The sequence below is a fragment of the Xenorhabdus griffiniae genome (assembly GCF_001028135.1).
Classification (GTDB): domain Bacteria; phylum Pseudomonadota; class Gammaproteobacteria; order Enterobacterales; family Enterobacteriaceae; genus Xenorhabdus; species Xenorhabdus bakwenae.
In genome coordinates this window covers 59043-81922 of record NZ_LDNM01000082.1, presented here as the reverse complement: position 1 = coordinate 81922, position 22880 = coordinate 59043, and the positions used below count along the sequence as shown (strand labels likewise).

18 protein-coding genes and 1 tRNA gene are annotated in these 22880 nt (G+C 40.8%); 12 read left to right on the top strand and 7 right to left on the bottom strand.

Features of this window, described 5'->3' with window-relative positions; genetic code table 11:
* Positions 1-510: 510 nt before the first annotated feature.
* Positions 511-1374 carry a helix-turn-helix domain-containing protein gene (locus AAY47_RS15250; protein ID WP_047770987.1) on the top strand — a complete coding sequence of 288 codons (864 nt, stop codon included), beginning with the start codon at positions 511-513 and terminating at the stop codon, positions 1372-1374.
* Positions 1375-1702: 328 nt separating this feature from the next.
* Here the strand turns inward: AAY47_RS15250 and AAY47_RS15245 are convergent.
* From AAY47_RS15245 to AAY47_RS15235, 3 genes are all read right to left on the bottom strand, one after another.
* Positions 1703-1787: transfer RNA gene (locus AAY47_RS15245), tRNA-Tyr, on the bottom strand.
* 210 nt (positions 1788-1997) lie between these two features.
* Positions 1998-2846, bottom strand: coding sequence for a formyltetrahydrofolate deformylase (purU, locus tag AAY47_RS15240; RefSeq protein WP_047770986.1), 849 nt, complete (start codon positions 2844-2846; stop codon positions 1998-2000).
* 65 nt (positions 2847-2911) lie between these two features.
* On the bottom strand, positions 2912-3373 hold the full coding sequence (locus AAY47_RS15235; protein WP_235428370.1) for a YchJ family protein: 462 nt from the start codon (positions 3371-3373) through the stop codon (positions 2912-2914).
* A 244-nt stretch (positions 3374-3617) separates the two neighbouring features.
* Between AAY47_RS15235 and galU the strand changes: the two genes are divergently transcribed.
* Genes galU through AAY47_RS15220 form a run of 3 tightly spaced genes read left to right on the top strand, consistent with a single transcriptional unit; the run spans position 3618 to position 6922 of the window.
* Positions 3618-4535, top strand: coding sequence for a UTP--glucose-1-phosphate uridylyltransferase GalU (gene galU, locus AAY47_RS15230; protein ID WP_047770984.1), 918 nt, complete (start codon positions 3618-3620; stop codon positions 4533-4535).
* Between the two features lie 24 nt (positions 4536-4559).
* Positions 4560-5903: a UDP-glucose dehydrogenase family protein gene (locus AAY47_RS15225; protein WP_047770983.1), complete on the top strand. Its 1344-nt coding sequence runs from the start codon at positions 4560-4562 to the stop codon at positions 5901-5903.
* Between the two features lie 8 nt (positions 5904-5911).
* Positions 5912-6922: an NAD-dependent epimerase gene (locus tag AAY47_RS15220; RefSeq protein ID WP_047770982.1), complete on the top strand. Its 1011-nt coding sequence runs from the start codon at positions 5912-5914 to the stop codon at positions 6920-6922.
* Between the two features lie 234 nt (positions 6923-7156).
* Here the strand turns inward: AAY47_RS15220 and AAY47_RS15215 are convergent, their stop codons facing one another.
* The gene (locus AAY47_RS15215; protein WP_047770981.1) at positions 7157-7558 is read right to left on the bottom strand and encodes an H-NS family nucleoid-associated regulatory protein; all 402 of its coding nucleotides are present in this window, start codon (positions 7556-7558) and stop codon (positions 7157-7159) included.
* A gap of 643 nt (positions 7559-8201) precedes the next feature.
* On the opposite strand from AAY47_RS15215, the gene AAY47_RS15210 reads away from it, so the two are divergent.
* The gene (locus AAY47_RS15210) at positions 8202-8798 is read left to right on the top strand and encodes a thymidine kinase (RefSeq protein WP_047770980.1); all 597 of its coding nucleotides are present in this window, start codon (positions 8202-8204) and stop codon (positions 8796-8798) included.
* Between the two features lie 238 nt (positions 8799-9036).
* On the opposite strand, the gene adhE is transcribed toward AAY47_RS15210, so the two are convergent.
* The gene (adhE, locus tag AAY47_RS15205; protein ID WP_047770979.1) at positions 9037-11694 is read right to left on the bottom strand and encodes a bifunctional acetaldehyde-CoA/alcohol dehydrogenase; all 2658 of its coding nucleotides are present in this window, start codon (positions 11692-11694) and stop codon (positions 9037-9039) included.
* A gap of 1049 nt (positions 11695-12743) precedes the next feature.
* Between adhE and AAY47_RS15200 the strand changes: the two genes are divergently transcribed.
* From AAY47_RS15200 to oppF, 6 genes are all read left to right on the top strand, one after another.
* A complete protein-coding gene (locus AAY47_RS15200; protein WP_047770978.1) occupies positions 12744-14384 on the top strand; it encodes an ABC transporter substrate-binding protein in 1641 nt (546 codons plus the stop codon).
* Between the two features lie 122 nt (positions 14385-14506).
* Positions 14507-16150, top strand: a complete 1644-nt coding sequence (gene oppA, locus AAY47_RS15195; protein WP_047770977.1) for an oligopeptide ABC transporter substrate-binding protein OppA — start codon at positions 14507-14509, stop codon at positions 16148-16150.
* An 81-nt stretch (positions 16151-16231) separates the two neighbouring features.
* Positions 16232-17152: an oligopeptide ABC transporter permease OppB gene (gene oppB / locus AAY47_RS15190; RefSeq protein WP_047770976.1), complete on the top strand. Its 921-nt coding sequence runs from the start codon at positions 16232-16234 to the stop codon at positions 17150-17152.
* Positions 17153-17166: 14 nt separating this feature from the next.
* Complete coding sequence (oppC, locus tag AAY47_RS15185) at positions 17167-18075, top strand: oligopeptide ABC transporter permease OppC (protein ID WP_047770975.1); 909 nt, start codon at positions 17167-17169, stop codon at positions 18073-18075.
* A gap of 9 nt (positions 18076-18084) precedes the next feature.
* Positions 18085-19068, top strand: coding sequence for an ABC transporter ATP-binding protein (locus tag AAY47_RS15180; RefSeq protein WP_047770974.1), 984 nt, complete (start codon positions 18085-18087; stop codon positions 19066-19068).
* 11 nt (positions 19069-19079) lie between these two features.
* Positions 19080-20081 carry a murein tripeptide/oligopeptide ABC transporter ATP binding protein OppF gene (oppF, locus tag AAY47_RS15175; protein ID WP_047770973.1) on the top strand — a complete coding sequence of 334 codons (1002 nt, stop codon included), beginning with the start codon at positions 19080-19082 and terminating at the stop codon, positions 20079-20081.
* Between the two features lie 106 nt (positions 20082-20187).
* Here the strand turns inward: oppF and AAY47_RS15170 are convergent, their stop codons facing one another.
* Positions 20188-20517 carry an HI1450 family dsDNA-mimic protein gene (locus tag AAY47_RS15170; RefSeq protein ID WP_047770993.1) on the bottom strand — a complete coding sequence of 110 codons (330 nt, stop codon included), beginning with the start codon at positions 20515-20517 and terminating at the stop codon, positions 20188-20190.
* Positions 20518-20678: 161 nt separating this feature from the next.
* Positions 20679-22139, bottom strand: coding sequence for a cardiolipin synthase (cls, locus tag AAY47_RS15165; RefSeq protein WP_047770972.1), 1461 nt, complete (start codon positions 22137-22139; stop codon positions 20679-20681).
* A 369-nt stretch (positions 22140-22508) separates the two neighbouring features.
* On the opposite strand from cls, the gene AAY47_RS20785 reads away from it, so the two are divergent.
* Positions 22509-22691, top strand: coding sequence for a YciY family protein (locus AAY47_RS20785; RefSeq protein ID WP_072059806.1), 183 nt, complete (start codon positions 22509-22511; stop codon positions 22689-22691).
* The last annotated feature ends 189 nt before the right edge of the window (positions 22692-22880 follow it).

Genomic DNA, 22880 nt, shown 5'->3' with positions numbered 1-22880 from the left:
TTATAATACTCTCGTTACCTCAAATTTAAAGTGTCGAATCGATTTTTAAATAATAAAAAGACACCAAATCAATAAATAGTAAATTAATGGATTTATAATAATTTACTAATTGTTATGTGTTATATTCAACAGTTGATATTATAATTTCCCGTGAGAGTTTTTATTATTGAAATTTATTTTATGTTGTGTGTTACAAAAATTAATTAATGAAAAAGTAGAAGAGTTAATCAATCTCTGATAGAAATTTGAATGTGTAGGTCATGGTTATATTTATTAATGGCTTACAATCACAGTGGAATATTCATCATGATATAGATGAATAATATAGTTCATCTAAACCGCATTATTGCATCAGGGACTGGTATTTTATATAAATGCCATTTGAAAAATACTTATTTTTATTGTACAAAGCTGTACCTTCATAATATCAAGTTTGATTTAGCGGTTACCTGATGGAAGGCCATTTCAAGGAAATTATTTTAGCCACAAGTTACATAGGAACGGTGAATTATGTTTTTTTCTCGTAAATTAGAAGCATTCATGGCGGTGGTGGAAATGGGTTCTTTAAGCAAAGCGGCAAGAGTGATGAACCGTACGACTCCCCCAGTCGCTAAATCAATTAAAGACTTTGAAGCGACGTTAGGAAAGCGCTTATTCAAAAGGGAGAAGTTTGGGATGATTCTGACCAAAGACGGAGTGGAGTTATATAATGACTTAAAAGAGCTCTATTTGAAAGAGAAAGAAATTACAAAGAAACACATTAGCGGGAGTATTTGTAATGTTGTAAATATATACCATGATTGGGGTAAGAAAAAGCATCTGATTTCACTTTATAAAGCAGCGGACAGAAATAATGCTCAAGTGAATATATTACGCTTCAGTTATGATAACATTGATGAAATAGTTGACTATGAGGGCAATACAATAATTTTAAGTTCGGAAAAAATACTTAGTGATCGATTCAGTCTGGTAAGGAAAATTGATGGCCCAAATTTGGGGATCTGCTGCCGCAAAGAGTTATTGGATGAAGTCAATGGGGACTTTACTCAATTGCTGAGAAAGAGAACGTGGTTATGTGATCCCGTGCTCTATAAAGGCAATTTGATAAAGAATCTGGAAGAGGAAATGATAAAAAACGGAGAAAAAGTTAATATTCGACAGATGGATAATATAGAATGCTGTCTCAATTTTATCCAGTCAACCGATTATATTTTTATTACAGATTCCCACTCCGGTGCACTGGAAGAGGGAGAAAGTCTGGGCTTCATTCCTATATCACGGCCTGATGCAATTAATCAGTGTTATGTCTACAAATCAAAATCTCATTCAAGCGTGTTAAATCGTTTCATCGACTCCGTCAGTGATATGGAGTAACTGACAGCATGAGCGGAGTTTCTCAGCTCCGCTATGGGTGTTTACCTAAATGCATTAAAAGAGCTTAGAACAGATTTTTTGATGGTGGTGAGGAAGGATGATGTGCCATTTCGTTCCTCACCTTTGGCTTATCTAGGTATTACGCATCTTGACATTTCATCTTGCTTCTCCTTGCCCATAACCATTCTATGGTATTCCAATTTGAATGTTAGCTTGAACGTATTAACACTTTCCAAATCGAGATATTTTATGAACCAGTAAGCTATAATTTACTGTTTAGTAAGATAAGTATGTTTTTTGATTTTTATATAATGAAATGTGTTCTTGATGGTGGTGGGGGAAGGATTCGAACCTTCGAAGTCTGTGACGGCAGATTTACAGTCTGCTCCCTTTGGCCGCTCGGGAACCCCACCAGATTTTGAATTATATACTGTCGTTAGCAGCGAGCGGCATAATATCAGATAAACCGCCGCTGTAAAGCAGATAATTGAAAATAAAGTATCGTACGCTTGCTTTTTGATCCGGATGCTCATATTACAACCTATTGGGTGATAAGGTTGCATTTTGTCCAAACAGCTATAGGCACAATACCTTATTGTTTATTAAAAAGATAACATGGTTTATTAAAGAATGACGGTACGGTTGCCATATACAAAAACCCGCTGGGAAAATACCCAGTGTAATGCTTGGCTCAATACATTCTTTTCGACATCCCGTCCTGCACGCATCATCTCCTCAGCGGTATAGGTGTGATCCACATTTATCACATCTTGGGTGATAATCGGGCCTTCATCCAAATTGTCATTTACATAATGAGCCGTCGCACCAATAATTTTCACACCACGCTCATAAGCCTGATGGTAAGGGCGAGCACCGATAAATGCGGGTAAGAATGAATGGTGAATGTTGATTATTTGATTTGGGTAATATTGAACAAATGCTGGTGTTAAGACTCGCATATACTTGGCCAGCACAACATAATCCGGCTTATATTGATCAATTTGAGCCATCAATGCTTCGTCATGTTGTTCACGGGTTAGACCTTCATGACTGATGTAATGGAATGGGATATCAAACTGCTCAATCAATTTTTGCAAAGTAGTATGATTGCCGATGACAGCCGCAATTTCGACATCCAGTCCACCATAGACACTTTTGACTAAAATGTCGCCAATGCAATGCGCTTCTTTTGTCACCATGATAACGATACGGCGTCGGCCTGCTGTATTTAATTCACGGTTTGAACCCGCTGGGAGAGCGTCATCCAAATCGGCCAGAAGAGTTTCGTCATTAAAAATACCCTCCAGTTCGGTACGCATAAAAAATCGTCCAGTGCGATGATCAACAAACTCATTATTTTGAACGATGTTTAATTGATGTTTGTAACAAATGTTTGTGATTTTTGCGATTAATCCTTTGGAATCAGGACAAATCGTACGCAAGATTTTTTTTTGTATGTTTGCGTTTTGCATGGATTACGAGAACCTCAAATATTCTTCACTGTGTGAGTGGTTGCGTTTGATATTTAGATGCTGATTTAACCACAGCATTTCTTGTATTTCTTGCCTGAACGACATGGACAAGGGCTATTTCGGCCTATTTCAGGGCGTATGCCATCTATATAAAACCAACGTTGATCAATGCACAAAAAACGTGAGCGCTCATGAATCAATTGCTTATCTTGCTTTCCTTGTTCAATAAAGCAAGCAGAAAATTCAACATAAGCTTCGTTATTATGTTTCCCCTGATTAGTTTCGAGGACATTTAATCCCAGCCATTGTACACCGGCAAAACTTTGTTCTATTTCAGTACGCCAATTTTCAGACTGGCAATCCGGGTGCCAGGTTGCGATAAGATAGTCTGCATTTTGTGTAACGTAAGCACTATATCTGGAACGCATCAGGGATTCAGCATTTGGGGCAGGGAGATGGTTTTCAAGATAGGGGCTACAGCAAAAGTCGAAAGATGAGCCACTGCCGCAGGGACACATGTTTGTCAAAATAGCTCCAGTTATTTAAAGTGGTTGCAGATTATCGTTAATTGTAAGGTAAATCAGTATTTATTGAACAGGATTAAATGCCAGCGCACTGTATATCTGGCCGAATTAACTGGTGTATACTCGTGCGCGTTATTTTTTGCGAGTGCTATTTTCCTCACACATACGATTTTTTTTGAGAGTTAATGCTATTGTTTAAACTGTAAAGGAGTTTTTCAGTGGAAACATAGCAGTAGGAGACGATGTAATGTCAGTAATAAATAAAAAGGTCAAAAAAGCGGTTATACCTGTTGCTGGTTTGGGAACCCGGATGTTGCCAGCCACCAAAGCCATCCCAAAAGAAATGCTCCCCTTGGTGGATAAACCACTTATTCAGTATGTGGTCAATGAATGTATCAAAGCAGGGATTAATGAAATCATTCTGGTCACACATTCATCCAAGAACTCGATAGAAAACCATTTTGATACCAGCTTTGAGTTGGAAGCGATTCTTGAGAAAAGAGTTAAGCGCCAGTTATTGGACGAGATACAATCTATCTGCCCAAATCATGTGACCATCATGCAAACCCGTCAGGGAATAGCAAAAGGATTGGGACATGCCGTGTTATGTGCTAAACCCCTTATTGGTGATGAGCCGTTCGCTGTTGTTCTGCCTGATGTTATTTTGGATGAGTACAGTACCGACCTATCAAAATATAATTTGAGCGAAATGTTATTACGCTTCAACAGCAGTGGTGTAAGCCAAATTCTGGTTGAACCTGTCCCTGTAGAAAGTGTTGCGGATTATGGCATTGTTGATTGCCTGGGTGAAAATTTACAGCCTGGGGATAGCAAACCTATTGTCCGTGTGGTTGAAAAGCCAAAACCGGAAGAGGCACCATCGAATCTTTCCATTGTTGGTCGTTATGTATTATCCGAAAAAATCTGGCCATTATTGGCTAAAACTGCGCCAGGGGCAGGCGATGAAATACAACTGACAGATGCTATTGCCATGCTGATGGAAAAAGAGTCCGTTGAGGCTTATCACTTGCAAGGTCGTAGTCATGATTGTGGTAATAAGTTGGGTTATATGCAGGCATTTGTTGAATATGGCATGAAACATAAAGAATTGGGCAAGTCATTCACGGATTGGATCATGACCTTGCAAAATCAGTTTGAAAAATAATCTACTCGTACTTTAAGGTGTGATATGAAAGTTACTGTATTTGGTATTGGCTACGTAGGCTTAGTGCAAGCAACCGTATTTGCTGAAGTGGGGCATGATGTTCTTTGTGTCGATGTTGATGCAAAAAAAGTCGAGAACTTGAAAAACGGTCAAATTCCTATCTTTGAGCCGGGCTTGACGCCCTTGGTAAAGAAAAATCATGCTGAAGGACGGCTGAATTTTACAACGGATGCCAAAGCCGGTATTGCTCATGGCAAATTACAGTTTATTGCAGTAGGCACACCTCCTGATGAAGATGGCTCTGCTGATCTTAAGTATGTTACTGCTGTAGCCAGAACGATTGCGGAAAATATGGATGGTTACAAAGTTGTTGTTGACAAGTCAACTGTGCCGGTAGGTACGGCTGATAAAGTCAGGGCAGTGATGCAAGCAACATTGGCAGAGCGTAATCTGGAACTTCCATTTGATGTCGTTTCCAATCCTGAGTTTTTGAAAGAAGGCGCCGCTATTGCTGATTGTATGCGGCCTGAACGCATTATTATTGGTTGTGATAATGATGATGTGGTTGATGTCATGCGTGAACTGTATGAGCCATTTAATCGTAACCATGATCGTATGATAGTCATGGATATCCGCAGTGCTGAATTGACTAAATATGCAGCTAACTGCATGTTGGCGACAAAAATCAGTTTTATGAATGAAATGGCTAACTTGGCTGAAATGCTGGGAGCTGACATTGAACATGTGCGCCAGGGAATTGGTTCCGACTCACGCATCGGATATCACTTTATTTACCCTGGATGTGGATATGGCGGTTCATGTTTCCCTAAAGATGTTCAGGCATTGATCCGGACTTCTGAACAAATTGGATATACACCCAAAATTCTTCAGGCAGTGGAGCAGGTTAACGAAAAACAGAAAAGTAAATTACCTGCTTTTGTAAGACACCATTTTGGTGATGATTTATCGGACAAGACATTTGCTATTTGGGGGCTGTCATTTAAACCTAATACAGATGATATGCGTGCAGCATCGAGCCGTGTCTTGATGGAAACGTTATGGAAATACGGCGCTAACGTTCAGGCGTATGATCCTGAAGCTATGCAGGAAGCCCAACGTATTTATGGGCAGCGTGATGATCTCTCTTTAATGGGAACAAAAGAAGCGGCATTAAAAGGTGCTGATGCTTTGATTATCTGTACAGAATGGCAAAATTTCAGAGCACCTGATTTTGATGTGATTAAGGATTCATTAAAAACGCCGGTGATTTTTGATGGACGCAATCTTTATGATCCCGAACGCCTGCAATCACGTGGTTTTACTTATTATGGTATTGGTCGCGGTGCCTCAATCAAACCCGTCATTTGAGTTAATTTATGAAATTTTTAGTTACAGGCTCTGCTGGTTTTATAGGTTTTCATGTTAGTCAGCGGCTATTGAATATGGGGTATGAGGTTGTTGGTATCGATAACCTCAACGATTATTATGATGTTAATTTGAAACAGGCGAGATTAAATTTATTACTCTCTTATTCAAATTTCAAATTTCAAAAATTAGACCTGGCTGACAGAGTTGCAATACCCGAATTGTTTGCGAAACATCAATTCCAGCGAGTTATCCATTTAGGGGCCCAACCGGGTGTGCGTTATTCAATACAAAACCCTATGGCATATATAGATGCCAATATCGTCGGTCACATCAATATACTTGAAGGTTGCCGCCATCATTCTGTAGAGCATCTATTATATGCATCTTCCAGTTCAGTCTATGGCTTAAATAAAAAGCAACCTTTTTCTACTGATGACTCCGTTGATCATCCGGTTTCTTTATATGCAGCAACAAAAAAAGCCGATGAGTTAATGTCTCACAGCTATTCACATCTTTATCAACTTCCCACTACAGGATTAAGATTTTTTACCGTATATGGACCGTGGGGGCGCCCTGACATGGCTTTATTTAAATTCACTAAGGCTATGTTAGAAGGTCAGCCGATTGATGTTTATAATCATGGCAATATGGTGAGGGATTTCACATATATTGATGACATTGTTGAATCTATAATCAGATTGCAGGATATCATTCCTGCTTCCAATAAAGACTGGTCAGTTGAGGATGGGCAAATATCTGCCAGCTCTGCGCCATACCGGGTTTACAATATTGGAAATGGACAACCGACAAAACTGGGTGATTTTATTGAAGCCATTGAAACCTCATTAGGAATTGAGGCAAAGAAAAACTTTATGGAAATTCAAGATGGCGATGTATTGTCAACATGTGCAGATTCAAACGCGCTTTACAATAAGATTGGTTTTTCACCTAACACACAGGTAAAGGAAGGGGTGAAACGATTTACCGATTGGTATTTAGGCTTTTATCAGAAGCGATGACAGCAAAAATAGAAAAGGAGCGGTTAGCTCCTTTTCTATAACTTTATGTTAATAAAAAACTAAGTTAGTGTTAAATTGTTTTTTATCACATCGAGAATATGAAGATGACTTAGTCACTAATATAGCTCTCTGTGTTTCTACATCAGCCCGTAATTAACCTAGTTAGTAATATTAATCATAAAACAAAAATACCCTATCAAGGGTATTTTTGTTATCAGGTCTTAAAGCAACTGATTAGATCAGGAAATCTTCCAGTTTTTTACCTTCTTCTTCAATTGCTTTTTTGATTACAGCGGGGGTACGGCCTTGGCCAGTCCAGGTTTTAGTTTCACCTTCATCAATGTATGAATATTTAGCTGGACGCGCGGCACGTTTAGATTTACCAGTAGATTTACCACTTAAAGCATCTACTAAATCGCTTAATTCAATACCATCTTTTTCCAGCATTTCACGGTATTCTTGAAGTTTACGTGTACGCTCTTCTATTTGTACACGAGCCTGATTTTCTTCGTCACGACGTTCTTCAACAACAGTCGTAAGTTTTTCCAGCATTTCTTCCAAAGTAGTAAGTTCACATTCTCTTGCTTGTGCGCGCAAGGTACGGATGTTATTTAAGGATTTTAAATTTTCGCTCATTGTCCTGGTCTCAAATTATAATGATGATAGCTGATGTAGAGATAATAATAGAATGCTATTTTATTTTCTGCAATAGTGAATTTACTTTCTTAGGCTAAAACATGTCATTTTAAAATGCAATTTTTGAAGTAATCGATATATTGCGTTTTAATCCGGCTATTAGGTTTACCATTTTTCAATAAGAATGAAGGGGATTACTGTAAAGTTTAGTAAGGGATAAAACTTAGGGTATAAAACTAATTTATAGTCAATGCGTAAGAAACATTAACTGTTTTTCTGAAAATAAGTTGATGAGTAAGTGTAAGATGAAAGTTTTTTATGGGTAATCCATTAGTTATGATCATGGTGGGTGAATTGAACAAAAGTAAACCACTATGATTATTAATATTCAAAGGATGAGGGTAAAAATAGCTATTTTCTTTTTATGTTAATTTTGTGCATTTGGTATGCAGGAAGTCCTTGTAGTGCTGATTTTATATGCGCAAATGTGATGATTATCATGAAAATAATCTTTTCTTATTCATTTTAATTTGTTTCTGTTACTCCACATTTGACAATGACAGGGATAATTTTAACCAGAGTTTGTGGTAAACTGGTGCTGTTATATCGCCTGATTAAATTTGACAAGAGGATGAACAGGCCAATGGCTCAGCTTTATTTTTATTATTCCGCCATGAACGCAGGGAAATCAACTTCCTTATTGCAGTCTTCCTATAACTATAACGAAAGGGGAATGAGAACGCTGATCTTTACAGCAGAGATCGATACTCGATTCGGTAAAGGAAAGGTCAGTTCCCGTATTGGATTATCCGCTGGAGCGTTGTTGTTTTCACCAAAAACAAATATTGCTGAACTTATCAGAAAGGAAAATAGGGCAGAAAAAGTCCATTGCGTTTTGATTGATGAATGCCAATTTTTAACGAAAGAGCACGTCGAGCAACTGTGTGAAATTGTAGATTATGATGATATCCCTGTTCTTTGTTATGGTTTAAGGACAGATTTTCAAGGTGAGTTATTCAGCGGCAGTGAATATCTCCTTGCGTGGTCAGATAAATTGGTAGAGTTGAAAACAATCTGTCATTGTGGGAGAAAAGCCAGCTGTGTACTTCGTTTTGGCAACGATGGCAACGTTGTTTACGATGGTGCTCAGGTTGATATTGGTGGTAACGAAAAATACGTCTCTGTGTGTCGCAGGCATTATACTGACGTTATTCGTGAAGCCAGGGCCAAAAAGGTTTAATACGCCGCCAGTTGTCATCGAGAAATCTAAAACTATATATACCAATCCAACGTCAGGATGCGTGTTATATTTCCTCGCGCAGCGGGGAAATATAAGGCCTCGCGTCGTCAGGCGGATTGCAACTTGAAGTTTATCGAGTATAGGCTGAGAAGGCTGGAAAATAAAATAGTAAAAAGGCGCCGGGTTGCCCTAACGCCTTTTAAGTTACATCCATCAGCCTATCATTTATTATTCTTTCTTACTTATTATTTTTTCTATTTGATTTGACTGCCCCCAGTGGTTTGTCCTCTTCGGTAAATTTACGGCCATAAAAAGAATCTAGCAGCAGTTGTTTCAATTCAGAAATTAATGGGTAGCGCGGATTTGCACCGGTGCATTGGTCATCAAATGCGTCTTCTGCAAGCTTGTCGATTTTTGCCAGGAAATCAGCTTCTTGCACCCCTGTTTCACGAATTGAAGCTGGAATATCTAGTTGAGACTTCATTTCGTCCAGCCAGGCCAATAGTTTTTCAATCTTGGCAGCAGTACGATCATCTGATGAGGTTAGCCCCAAATGATCTGCAATTTCCGCATAGCGACGTCGTGCTTGTGGACGATCATATTGGCTAAAAGCAGTCTGTTTTGTTGGATTATTATTAGCGTTGTAGCGGATTACGTTACAAATTAACAGGGCATTAGCTAAACCATGAGGGATATGAAACTCAGAGCCAAGCTTGTGGGCCATAGAGTGGCATACGCCTAAGAATGCATTAGCAAAGGCAATACCTGCTATCGTCGCTGCATTATGGACACGTTCGCGCGCAACGGGGTTTTTTGCCCCTTCGTGGTAACTAACCGGCAGATAATCTTTTAGCAGCTTTAGTGCTTGCAGTGCTTGCCCATCAGAATATTCATTGGCTAAAACAGAAACGTAGGCTTCCAATGCGTGGGTTACTGCATCCAGACCACCAAAAGCACATAGCGATTTTGGCATATCCATGACCAGGTTCGCGTCAACAATCGCCATATCAGGGGTGAGTGCGTAGTCTGCCAAAGGATATTTCTGCCCGGTGACGTCATCGGTAACAACCGCGAAAGGTGTGACTTCTGAACCCGTGCCTGAGGTGGTGGTAATGGCGACCAATTTAGCTTTTACACCCATTTTGGGGAATTTATAGATACGTTTACGGATATCCATAAAGCGCAGAGCCAGTTCCTCAAAATGGGTTTCTGGATGCTCATACATCACCCACATAATTTTAGCCGCATCCATCGGGGAACCGCCGCCAAGGGCAATGATGACATCCGGTTTAAACAGATGCATGTGTTCAGCACCTTTGCGAACGATGCTTAATGTTGGATCTGCCTCGACTTCGAAGAATACTTCAGTTTCAACGCCATAAGATTTCAAGACATTAATAACCTGATCGGCATAACCGTTATTGAATAAGAAACGGTCTGTCACAATAAAAGCGCGTTTAACACCATCGGTAGCGACTTCTTCCAACGCAATGGGCAGAGAGCCGCGTCGGAAATAAATTGATTTTGGAAGTTTATGCCACAACATATTTTCGGCTCTTTTAGCGACGGTTTTTGTATTGATCAGGTGTTTTGGCCCAACATTTTCAGAAATAGAGTTGCCTCCCCAAGAACCACAACCTAGCGTCAGAGAAGGAGACAGCTTAAAGTTGTACAAGTCTCCGATACCACCTTGAGATGCAGGCGTGTTGATCAAAATACGTGCGGTCTTCATTTTGTGACCAAAATATTTAATACGCTCTGCCTGATTATCTTGTTCGGTATAGAGGCATGAAGTATGTCCAATACCCCCCATCTCAACCAGTTTCTCGGCTTTTTCGACTGCATCTTCAAGGTTTTTGCCACGATACATGGCAAGCAGTGGTGAGAGCTTTTCATGGGCAAAAGGCTCGGTTTCATCTGCCAGAGTCACTTCACCAATCAGAATTTTAGTGCTTTCAGGAACATTGAGACCGGCCATTTCAGCAATTTTTGTTGCAGGTTGACCTACAATCGCTGCATTTAAGTTACCGTTTTTCAAAATAATATCCTGTACGGCTTTTAACTCTTCTCCCTGGAGAAGATAGGCACCATGAGTTGAAAAACGCTCACGAATCTGCTCATAAATAGCATCAACAACAATGACAGATTGTTCTGAAGCACAAATCACGCCGTTATCAAACGTCTTAGACATCAGGATAGATGCAACAGCACGTTTAATATCCGCTGATTCATCAATCACCACGGGGGTATTGCCAGCTCCGACACCAATGGCGGGTTTACCTGAGCTATAGGCTGCTTTGACCATGCCAGGGCCACCGGTTGCCAGAATCAGGTTAATATCCGGGTGGTGCATTAAGGCATTGGAAAGTTCAACGGAAGGTTCATCTATCCAACCAATAATGTCTTTTGGTGCCCCTGCGTTCACCGCTGCATTTAAGACGATTTCTGCCGCTTTGTTCGTCGCTTTTTTGGCGCGTGGATGAGGGGAAAAAATAATACCATTACGGGTTTTCAGGCTGATAAGTGCTTTGAAAATTGCAGTAGATGTTGGGTTTGTTGTTGGAATAATCCCGCAAATCAGGCCAATAGGTTCAGCAATAGTAATAGTACCGAAAGTACTGTCTTCAGACAAAATACCGCAAGTTTTATCATCTTTATAGGCATTATAAATATACTCAGAAGCGAAGTGGTTTTTGATCACTTTATCTTCCACAATTCCCATACCTGATTCAGATACGGCTAATTTTGCCAGTGGAATACGAGCGTCAGCAGCGGCAAGGGCCGCAGCCCGGAAAATTCGGTCAACTTGCTCCTGAGTAAAATTAGCAAATTCATGTTGGGCCTTTTTTACGCGAGCAACTAATTCATTGAGTTCTGCGACTTGAGTTACAGCCATAAAAATTACTCCTGATAAATGTTAAATTTTTTAAGGCAATCAGATGCAATATTGTTAGGGTGTTAAATAATATTATGAGATTAATCGTTTGGATTTCATCGTAAATACCGCTAATTGCCTTAAAAAATTGCTTAACAAAATGATTAATCTAGTAATAGTTTCTTTCCTTGAAATTCTACGTCGGATACAGCTTATCATTCACAGTTATTAGTATTGTGATTTAGATCATGAAAACATTAAGCTGACTCGATTCATCTATTGTTTCTGGAACAATAGTATCTATTGATATCTGAATGGCGTTTACCTGCGGATTTAACGGTACAAATACAACCTATTAACTTTGCAGCGAACTGATATTAATATGATTATTCGAACATGGAATTATTGTTAATATCTTTATTATAAGACCCTGACCTTATTTTCTGGGTTGCTGTGATTGTGATATAGAAAAGATAACTTATGTATTTATTTAAACTGTTTATGCAATAAGATGAAATTTCACCTTTGGATTGGGAGTAAATTAATCAAAAGCCAACCGATAAATGACCAGTTAAAGCGCGATTAATCGATAACATCATTTCGGTGTAATTTCTTTGAAACCATTGTTTATGTTTTATTCCTTTTTAGTTTGTGGTTTTCTTAAAATAATACTGTAATTTTCTACACGTATTTTTCGTTTCATAATCTTGTTTGACTGGTGGCTTGTGTCGTTACTTTGTGATGAAGATGGACTTTTACTCCGTAGTGATTGCATTTTGTTAAAATAATGTTTATTTTCTCTTTTGATAACATACCATGAATATCGTCGGGAGGTAATAGAATAAAATTCCTTATTATCAGATTGTTACATTAATTTTTCGAATATATTGTATGCAGGGGTAACGAATATTATTAATGTTTTAATAAATTTATTATAAAAATCAAATAACAATTATTATGTGAACATCATTTTTTAGTAGGTTAATTACCCTTTGTTAACGTGATAACTAAATTATTGGAGTGAGTAGATTAAAAACGATTCATTTGCTGTTTATAACTTGGAGCAAAATATGAGAAAAAAAACATCAAAGTTAGGTCAGTTGATTTCGAATATCGTTTTATTCTCTTTTCCCGCCGCGCAGAGTATTGCTGCAACTGTTCCCGCAGGCGTTACACTCACCGAAAAACAAGAAATAACCGTTAACAATGGTGTCGAAGTCACTTCATTGGACCCTCATAAAGTTGAAGGTACTCCAGAAACCGTCATCATCCGCAATCTGCTGGAAGGGTTGGTAACGACAGGGCCAAATGGTGAAACCGTGCCTGGCATAGCAGAAAGATGGGAGAATGAAGATTATAAAGTATGGACGTTCTATTTACGCCATGATGCCAAATGGAGTGATGGTAAGCCTGTGACTGCGCAGGATTTTGTCTATAGCTGGCGCCGGCTCGCTGATCCAGATACTGGGTCGCCTTATATCAGTTATTTGCAATATGCCTATATTCAGAACGTTGACGATATTCTGAAAGGAATAAAATCACCGGAACAATTGGGGGTCAAGGCGTTAGATGATCACCGTTTTCAGGTAACACTCAGCCAGCCAGTGCCTTATCTGGTCGACATGTTAAGCCATACAGCGATGAAACCTGTCAGGCAAGATGTGATTGAAAAATGGGGAAATAAATGGACATTGCCAGCAAACTATATTGGCAATGGTGCTTATACATTGAAAGATTGGGTGGTTAATGAGCGAATTATCTTAACGCGCAATCCTCAGTATTGGAACGATAAAGAAACCCTCATTGAAAAAGGCACTTTCCTGCCGATTGTCTCTGGCGTTAGTGGTGTTAACCGCTATCGTAGCGGGGAAGTGGATATGACTGATAACGCTATTCCTCCTGATCTATACCAAAAAATGAAACGGGATATACCCGAACAATTGCAAGTTTCACCTTATCTGTGCACGTTTTACTACGAAATCAATAACCAGAAGCCCCTGTTTAAAGATAAACGGGTGCGTGAAGCCATAAAACTGAGTCTTGATCGCGATATCATCACCGAAAGAATTATGGCACAGGGGCAAATTCCGGCGTATGGATTTACTCCGACTTATATTGGCGACGGTTTGACCATTAATCCAGAATGGGCAAGCTGGACCCAGGAACAGCGTAATCAACGGGCGAAAGAATTGTTGAAGGAAGCGGGTTTTGATGCCAGTCATCCCCTTAAATTTACCTTGTTGTACAACACATCAGAACAAAATAAACAACAAGCCATTGCTGCGGCTTCTATGTGGCAGAAAAATATTGGCGCAACAGTCACTTTGCAAAATCAGGAGTGGAAAACCTCTCTCCAGAACCGCCATCAAGGAAATTATGACGTTGCGAGGGCAACATGGTGTGGCGATTATAACGAACCTTCTTCTTTCTTGAATATGTGGCTGTCAAATAGCAGTAACAATGCTGGTTTTTATCAAAGTGAGGCTTTTGATAACTTTCTTAAGCAGGCCCTGACTGCCAAAGAGAGTGCAACCCGTAAGGAATTTTATCAGCAAGCCGAAGCCCAGCTTGATAAAGATTCAGGGTTGATCCCCGTTTATTACCGCGTCAGCGTGCGCCTCATTCGCCCGACAGTTGGGGGAATGACTGGGAAAGATCCCCAAGATTATGTTGATCTAAAGAATTTGTATATTAAAAAGGTGAATCACTGATTATCGTCACAACATATTATTTTGCCGTAAACAAAATAGTTCCTTTTGGATACGGAAAATGACCGGCCCAATGCGTGGATATGACTTTAATGGGTCAAATGATATCAATTGGAGAGAATAAGATGATAAACACAACAAAGAAAAAACTGGCTACTGGCATTACGGTAACGTTAGGCATGATGATAGGGTGGCCGGCCTTTGCAGCACAAGTGCCTGCTGGCGTGCAACTTGCCGATACTGCAAAACAGGTGTTAGTCCGCAACAATGCCTCTGAACCACAATCGTTGGACCCGCATAAAATTGAAGGTGTGCCAGAATCTAATATCGCGCGGGATTTGTTTGAAACTCTGGTGATCAATGCCCCTGACGGTAAAATTATACCGGGAGTCGCAGAAAGCTGGGAAAATAAGGATTTCAAAGTTTGGACATTCCATCTGCGCAAAGATGCAAAATGGTCCAATGGTGACCCTGTCACTGCACAGGATTTTGTCTATAGCTGGCGCCGTCTGGTAGATCCCAATACCGCATCCCCATATGCAAGTTATCTGCAATATGCCCATCTGCTTAATGTTGACGATATCATCAGGGCTAAACAGAAACCGGAAGCGCTGGGCGTTAAGGCATTAGATGACCATACATTACAATTAACACTCAGTGAAGCCGTTCCCTATTTAGTCAAATTATTTGTTCACCCGACGACCTCTCCGGTTCATCGTGCAACCATTGAAAAATATGGTGAGAGATGGACACAACCACAAAATTTTGTCGGTAACGGTGCCTATAAGCTGAAAAGCTGGGTGATTAACGAGCGCATTGTTCTGGAACGCAGCCCAACGTATTGGGATAACAAACACACTGTTATTAACCAGGTCACAGTCTTGCCTATTTCCTCGGAAGTCATGGATGTTAATCGCTATCGTGCCGGCGAAATTGAAATGACTTATAACAACTTACCGGTCGAACTATTCCAAAAGCTAAAAAAAGACATTCCCGAACAGTTGAATATCAACCCGTATTTATGTACTTATTATTATGAAATAAATAACCAGAAACCCCCATTTAATGATCCCCGTGTGCGTACCGCACTGAAATTAGGGATGGATAGTAATACGATAACTTATAAGGTCAAAAATCAGGGAGATTTACCTTCCTATGGTTATACTCCTCCTTATATTGCTGATTTTAAAGATGAAAAACCGGATTGGTATACCAGACTGAACCAGCAGCAACGTAATGAAGAAGCGAAAAAACTTTTGGCAGAAGCGGGTTTTACTAAAGATAACCCACTGAAAATTAACCTGTTGTATAACACTTCTGATCTCCATAAAAAATTGGCCATTGCTGCCGCATCCATTTGGAAAAAGAATCTTGGTATTAAAGTTAACCTCGAAAACCAAGAATGGAAAACTTATCTTGATTCCCGCCATCAGGGAAATTTTGACGTTGCCCGTGCAGGGTGGTGTGCCGACTACAACGAAGCGTCCAGTTTCCTGAACGCTATGCTATCCGATAGCAGCAATAATACAGCCCATTATAAAAGCAAAGCGTTTGATGCCCTGATGAAGCAATCCCTGCAAGTCCAAACTGATGAAGAGCGTGCAGAAGTTTATGCCAAGGCAAATGCTTTATTAGACAAAGATTCAGCGATAGTTCCTATTTTCTACTATGCCAATACTCGCTTAGTGAAACCTTATGTCGGTGGTTATACCGGTAAAGATCCCTTAGATAACTTCCATACCAAAGACCTATACATAATAAAGCATTAGAAATTAGCAGGTGATCTCGTTGGATCGCCTGCTTGTCAAATAATTAAAGGCCACGGTTTGGCTAAACAGTAGGAGCGGGCAATGCTAAAATTTATTTTACGTCGCTGTTTAGAGGCGATCCCGACACTTTTTATCCTTATTACTATTTCGTTTTTTATGATGCGGCTTGCGCCGGGTAGCCCATTTACAGGAGAAAGAAAGCTGCCGCCAGAGGTTATGGCAAATATTGAAGCGAAATACCATTTAAATGATCCTATTTATAAGCAATATTTCAATTACCTCATCCAACTTTCTAAAGGGGATTTTGGCCCTTCATTTAAATATAAAGACTACAGTGTCAATGATCTGGTTGCAGAAGCGTTGCCGGTTTCTGCTAAATTGGGATTTGCCGCCTTTGTTATGGCGGTAATATTCGGTGTCAGTGCAGGAGTTATTGCGGCATTGAACCAGAATACGAAATGGGATTACACGGTAATGGGGTTTGCCATGACAGGCGTCGTGATCCCTGGTTTCGTGGTCGCCCCCTTATTAGTTTTGATATTCGCCATTACACTAAGATGGTTGCCGGGAGGAGGCTGGAATGGCGGGGCACCTAAATATATGCTTTTGCCAATGGTCGCACTTTCCCTCTCTTATATTGCCAGCATATCCCGTATTACCCGGGGTTCCATGATAGAAGTTTTGCATTCCAACTTTATTCGTACAGCACGGGCCAAGGGTTTGCCACTGCGGAAGATTATTTTCCGTCATGCGTTAAAACCTGCCTTATTACCCGTTATCTCTTACATGGGTCCAGCATTCGTCGGCATCATTACGGGTTCAATGGTTATCGAGACTATTTTCGGTTTACCCGGTCTGGGGCAATTATTTGTTAATGGCGCATTAAACCGTGATTACTCTCTGGTACTGAGTTTGACGATTCTGGTGGGAAGCCTGACCATTATGTTTAATGCCATCGTTGATGTGCTGTATGCCGTCATTGATCCGAAAATTCGTTATTAATACTGGAGCGCGCAATGTTACTGAATAAAAAAAATAGCGAAGCTCTGGAAAATTTTTCTGAGCAACTGGAAATTGAAGGCCGCAGTTTGTGGCAGGATGCACGTCGCCGTTTTAAGCATAACAAGGCGGCGATTACGAGTTTATGTATTCTATTCCTGATCACATTATTTGTGATCTTAGCACCGATGTTGTCCCAATTTGCCTACGATGACACTGATTGGAATATGATGACAATGCCGCCGGATTTTGAGTCCAAACACTATTTTGGCACTGATTCATCAGGGCGTGATCTGTTGGTGCGCGTTGCCATTGGCGGGCGTATTTCACTGATGGTCGGGGTTGCCGCCGCTTTGATTGCTGTGTTATTGGGCACTTTATATGGTGCGATGTCAGGCTATCTTGGCGGCAAAACTGACATGGTCATGATGCGTTTGTTGGAAATCCTCAATTCTTTCCCATTCATGTTCTTCGTTATCCTTCTGGTGACTTTCTTTGGTCAAAACATTCTGTTGATTTTCGTTGCAATAGGCATGGTGTCGTGGCTGGACATGGCACGTATCGTCCGTGGTCAGACACTGAGTTTAAAACGCAAGGAATTCATCGAAGCCGCGTTGGTTTGTGGTGTTTCTACCCGTCATATCGTTTTGCGCCATATCGTGCCAAACGTATTGGGTGTTGTGGTGGTTTATGCCTCATTACTTGTACCCAGCATGATCCTGTTTGAATCCTTCTTGAGCTTCCTTGGCTTGGGTACTCAGGAACCCCTCAGTAGTTGGGGGGCTTTGTTAAGTGATGGGGCTAATTCAATGGAAGTGGCTCCGTGGTTGCTGTTATTTCCGGCAGGCTTTCTGGTGATAACCCTGTTTTGTTTTAACTTTATTGGTGACGGCCTGCGAGATGCCCTCGATCCGAAAGACCGTTAAGGAGAGCCTGTGAATAGCGTAGAAACGTCGAAAAATGTTGAATCACTTTTATCGGTAAAAGACCTGAATGTCGTATTCAGCACGCCAGACGGCAACGTGACGGCCGTAAACAAATTAAATTTTGACTTACAGGCCGGAGAAACCCTGGGGATCGTGGGAGAATCTGGCTCAGGTAAATCGCAGACGGCGTTTGCATTAATGGGATTATTGGCCAGCAATGGTTTTGTCAGTGGTTCTGCTCATTTTCATGGGCGAGAAATCCTCAACCTGAAAGAAAAAGAGCTGAACCGGATGCGGGCAGAAGAGATCTCGATGATATTTCAAGATCCCATGACTTCCCTTAACCCTTATATGCGGGTAGGTGATCAATTAACTGAAGTATTGATGTTGCATAAGCGTATGAGTAAAAGCGTGGCTTTTGAGGAATCCATCCGTATGCTGGATGCCGTTAAGATGCCAGAGGCACGTAAACGCATGAAAATGTACCCACATGAATTCTCCGGGGGGATGCGTCAACGAGTCATGATTGCCATGGCATTATTGTGTCAGCCTAAGTTATTAATTGCCGATGAACCGACAACGGCATTGGATGTAACGGTTCAGGCACAGATCATGATGTTGCTTAACGAGCTGAAAAAAGAGTTTAACACGGCCATTATTATGATCACCCATGACTTGGGGGTGGTTGCCGGCATTTGTGACAAAGTATTAGTAATGTATGCCGGAAGAACGATGGAATATGGCACAGCGCGTGACGTATTTTACCGGCCTACCCATCCATACTCTATCGGGTTACTGAATGCAGTTCCTCGTCTGGATGGTGATGGGGAGTCATTGGAAACGATCCAAGGCAATCCCCCCAATTTATTGCGTTTGCCAAAGGGATGCCCATTCCAGCCGCGCTGTCAGTTTGCCACAGAGCATTGTGTTCGTGAGGAACCACAGTTGGAAAAATTTGGCTTTGGGTGCTTGCGTGCCTGCTTTAAACGCTAGGAGGAGTTAGTATGAACACAATAGCTGAAAAACGTGTCTTATTGGAAGTGGATGACCTCAAAGTTTATTTTGATATTAAAGATGGAAAACAGTGGTTCTGGCAGCCGGCAAAAACCTTAAAAGCGGTAGATGGCGTTACCTTAAGACTATATGAAGGTGAGACTCTGGGCGTTGTAGGAGAATCTGGCTGCGGGAAGTCAACACTTGCCAGAGCCGTTATTGGGTTAGTGAAAGCGTCTGGCGGGGCAGTCACCTGGCTTGGTCAAAATCTGCTGGCTATGAGTGACAAACAATGGCGGGATATTCGCAATGATATTCAGATGATTTTTCAAGACCCTTTGGCATCGCTGAATCCGCGTATGACCATTGGTGATATTATTGCAGAGCCATTGAAAACGTATTACCCCAAAATGAAAGCGGGGGAAATAAAAGGAAAAGTTCAAAAAATGATGATGCGGGTAGGATTGTTACCTAACCTGATAAACCGTTATCCGCATGAATTCTCAGGTGGACAGTGCCAACGTATTGGCATTGCCCGCGCTTTGATCCTGGAGCCTAAATTAGTTATCTGCGACGAACCGGTTTCAGCGCTGGATGTTTCTATTCAGGCACAAGTCGTTAACTTGTTGCAGGAATTACAGCGGGAAATGGGGCTTTCCCTGATATTTATTGCTCATGACCTATCAATAGTAAAACACATATCAGACCGCGTTTTGGTGATGTATTTGGGGAATGCTGTAGAATTAGGCACTTACGACGAGGTTTATCATAATCCGTTGCATCCATATACCAGAGCGCTTATGTCGGCGGTGCCAATTCCTGATCCAGATAAAGAGCGCAACAAGCATATTGAATTGTTGGAAGGAGAACTGCCTTCACCCATTGATCCCCCGTCTGGGTGTGTATTCCGTACTCGCTGTCCAATGGCAGATGCTGAATGTGCCAAGACTCGACCACTGCTTGAAGGAAGTTTTAAACATGCGGTATCTTGCCTTAAGGTTGATCCACTCTAACCAGCCAGATTCGGTTAATGTGACGCTGTCACGACTTTAAATTCAATGCCCTCACAATGAGGGCATTTTTGCCGATCAGGGAAGTGTATTGATGAAGGCGGTCTGATTATTTTTTCCATAGGATATGGCAGATGGGGTAAGATTTTTCCCGGCAGAGCAAGATACGGGCAAAGATGTCATCAATTTCGGCATCGTCTGATTCAGCCAGGCCAATAATGACTTCTGAGAAAAAGTCTGGATCCAAATCAAAATCAACATGTTCAAGCCAGACTCTTGAAGGCTCCAATAATTCAACTCCTCCCCGTTCTTCAAATTGCAAATTAAACAATAGGCTGTCAGCCGGATCAAGGTGAGAAAGCGCTTGTTCCAAAAAGATGTCGTAAGCTTTTTCAAGCGCGTCATCTTCAGTCATTCGGTTATTTAAGTCTAATTGCATAGCGTGTGTCGGTTGATTTTCCATGATGCAAGATCCGAAATTAATTACAAGATGAAATTAAAACATGTTCTGTATTGAATGAATACTGTTATTCGTGGTGAAAATATTCATGTTGAAAAAGTGACTGGTCAATTTATTTTCTGTCTGTTTTCAGTCATGAATTATAAAAGCGGGCTGAAAAAGTAGCAGATACGTTCAAGAATACGATGCCACATAGGCCGTTTTTCCCATTCACTGTTCGCAAGTAGTACTGAACGCATAATATAGTCTTGTTGAACCAGTGCTAAATCATTGCCAAAGTGTTCATCATCAATGACCACCGTAATTTCAAAGTTCAGCCATAAGCTGCGCATATCTAAATTGACAGAACCGACCATACTGAGCTGGCCATCGACCAACACACTTTTAGTATGTAATAAACCATCTTCAAATTGATAAATTTTCACACCCGCTTCCAGTAATTCTGAAAAAAACGCACGGCTGGCCCAGCGAACAAGAAATGAGTTGTTTTGGCTTGGTACAATGATACTGACCTCAACACCACGCATAGCTGCGGTACAAATTGCATGCATTAAATCATCGCTGGGAACAAAATAGGGAGTGGTAAGAATAAGTTGCTTGCGGGCAGCAAAAATAGCGGTCATCAGGGATTGTTGGATCAATTCATCAGGGAACCCTGGCCCGGAAGCAATAACTTGCGCGGTATGACCACTGGCTTGTTCGAAGGGCATGGTAGTACTGTCAGGAGGAGGGGGAAGATGACGCTCTCCTGTTTCCATTTCCCAGTCAAAAGCATAAATGATCCCCAGTGTTGTCGTAACTGGGCCTTCCATTCTCACCATGATATCGACCCATTGACCGAACCCGGCATCTTGTTTAAAAAAACGGGGGTCAACCATATTCATGCTACCGGTGTATGAAATATGGTTGTCGATCAGAATAATTTTTCTATGCTGGCGTAAGTCCATACGACGCAAGAATAAACGGAAAAGATTAACTTGTAGCGACTCGATAAATTCAATACCTGCCTTTCGCATAATATCAGGATAAGGGCTGCGGAAAAATTGCCAGCTTCCTGCCGAATCTACCATGATTCGACATTTAACACCGCGTTTGGCTGCACGCATCAGGGCATCAGTGACCTGATCAACCAGCCCTCCCGATTGCCATATATAAAACACCATCTCGATATTGTATTTGGCGTTTTCAATATCATGAACAATCGCTTTTAGCGAATTATCATAAGATGTCATTAATTGCATTTTATTCCCTCTGACACCTTTGATATTTTGTCGACGCTCACACAGCTGAAACAGCGGAGTAGCAACTTCACTGTTTTCATCGGCAAAAATTTGTGGAGAATTTCTTAATTCGGCCAGCCACTTGACTACAGATGAACGCATTTGTTTGGCTTGCTCAACTCTGCGTTTGCCAAGGTGTAATTCGCCGAATGACAAGTAAGCAATGATCCCAACTAAAGGAAAAATGTAAATAATGAGTAACCACGTCATTGCTGATGTCACAGGACGACGTTTCATCAAAACTCGAATAGTGATACCGGCAATAATCAGCCAGTAGAAGAAAATCGTCAGCCAGCTCAGTACAGAGTAGAAAGTTGTCATACGTGGCAATCAATCCTATTTATTTAAGTATCTTATGCAGTCATTGCCGCAAGTTTCTAGAAATTTTGGCAAACTATCAACCTAATAATTATTAATTAAACAGCCGTAATTTTAGCAAAAAAGCGCCAAGTATAATGAATATCATTACTATTTAGCCACTTATAACGACTGACTTTGGCTTCATGCACTGTATGCAGATTGATACGAAAAAATCATGAATGGTTTATCATAATTATTAAACTGATAATTTTGGGTAATATACTATTATGGCAGAATCACGAACCAGATTGGCAATTGATTGACATTGCGAATAGTGACGATTAAGAATAATGTTATTTACCCACTGAGAAAATTAGCCTGGAATAGCTTATGAAACATAGCAGAAGAGAAGTCGGGCGTTGGAGAATGCTCCGCCAAGGTATTCGTATCCGCCGTCGCTGGTCGGAAGGGCAGTCACGTCGTAACTTACGAATATATGCACTGCGTAAGGCAGATGCTTATAAGCGTCATAGATCGATTCTATTTATCCGGAATATAGAGTGGATTTTATAGTAATACCTTAAATTGATGCATGATACGACTCGTGACGAATGAGTTCACGGTCGATATCAACTCTGTTCTAGATAATAATGCATATCTGACGCGTTGTTTTCCCCTTACTACCGACTGAAAAATACAAGTCATGCTGAGATGTTTTTGAATCTTTATTGAATATGATAGTCATTTGCATTTAAACTAATA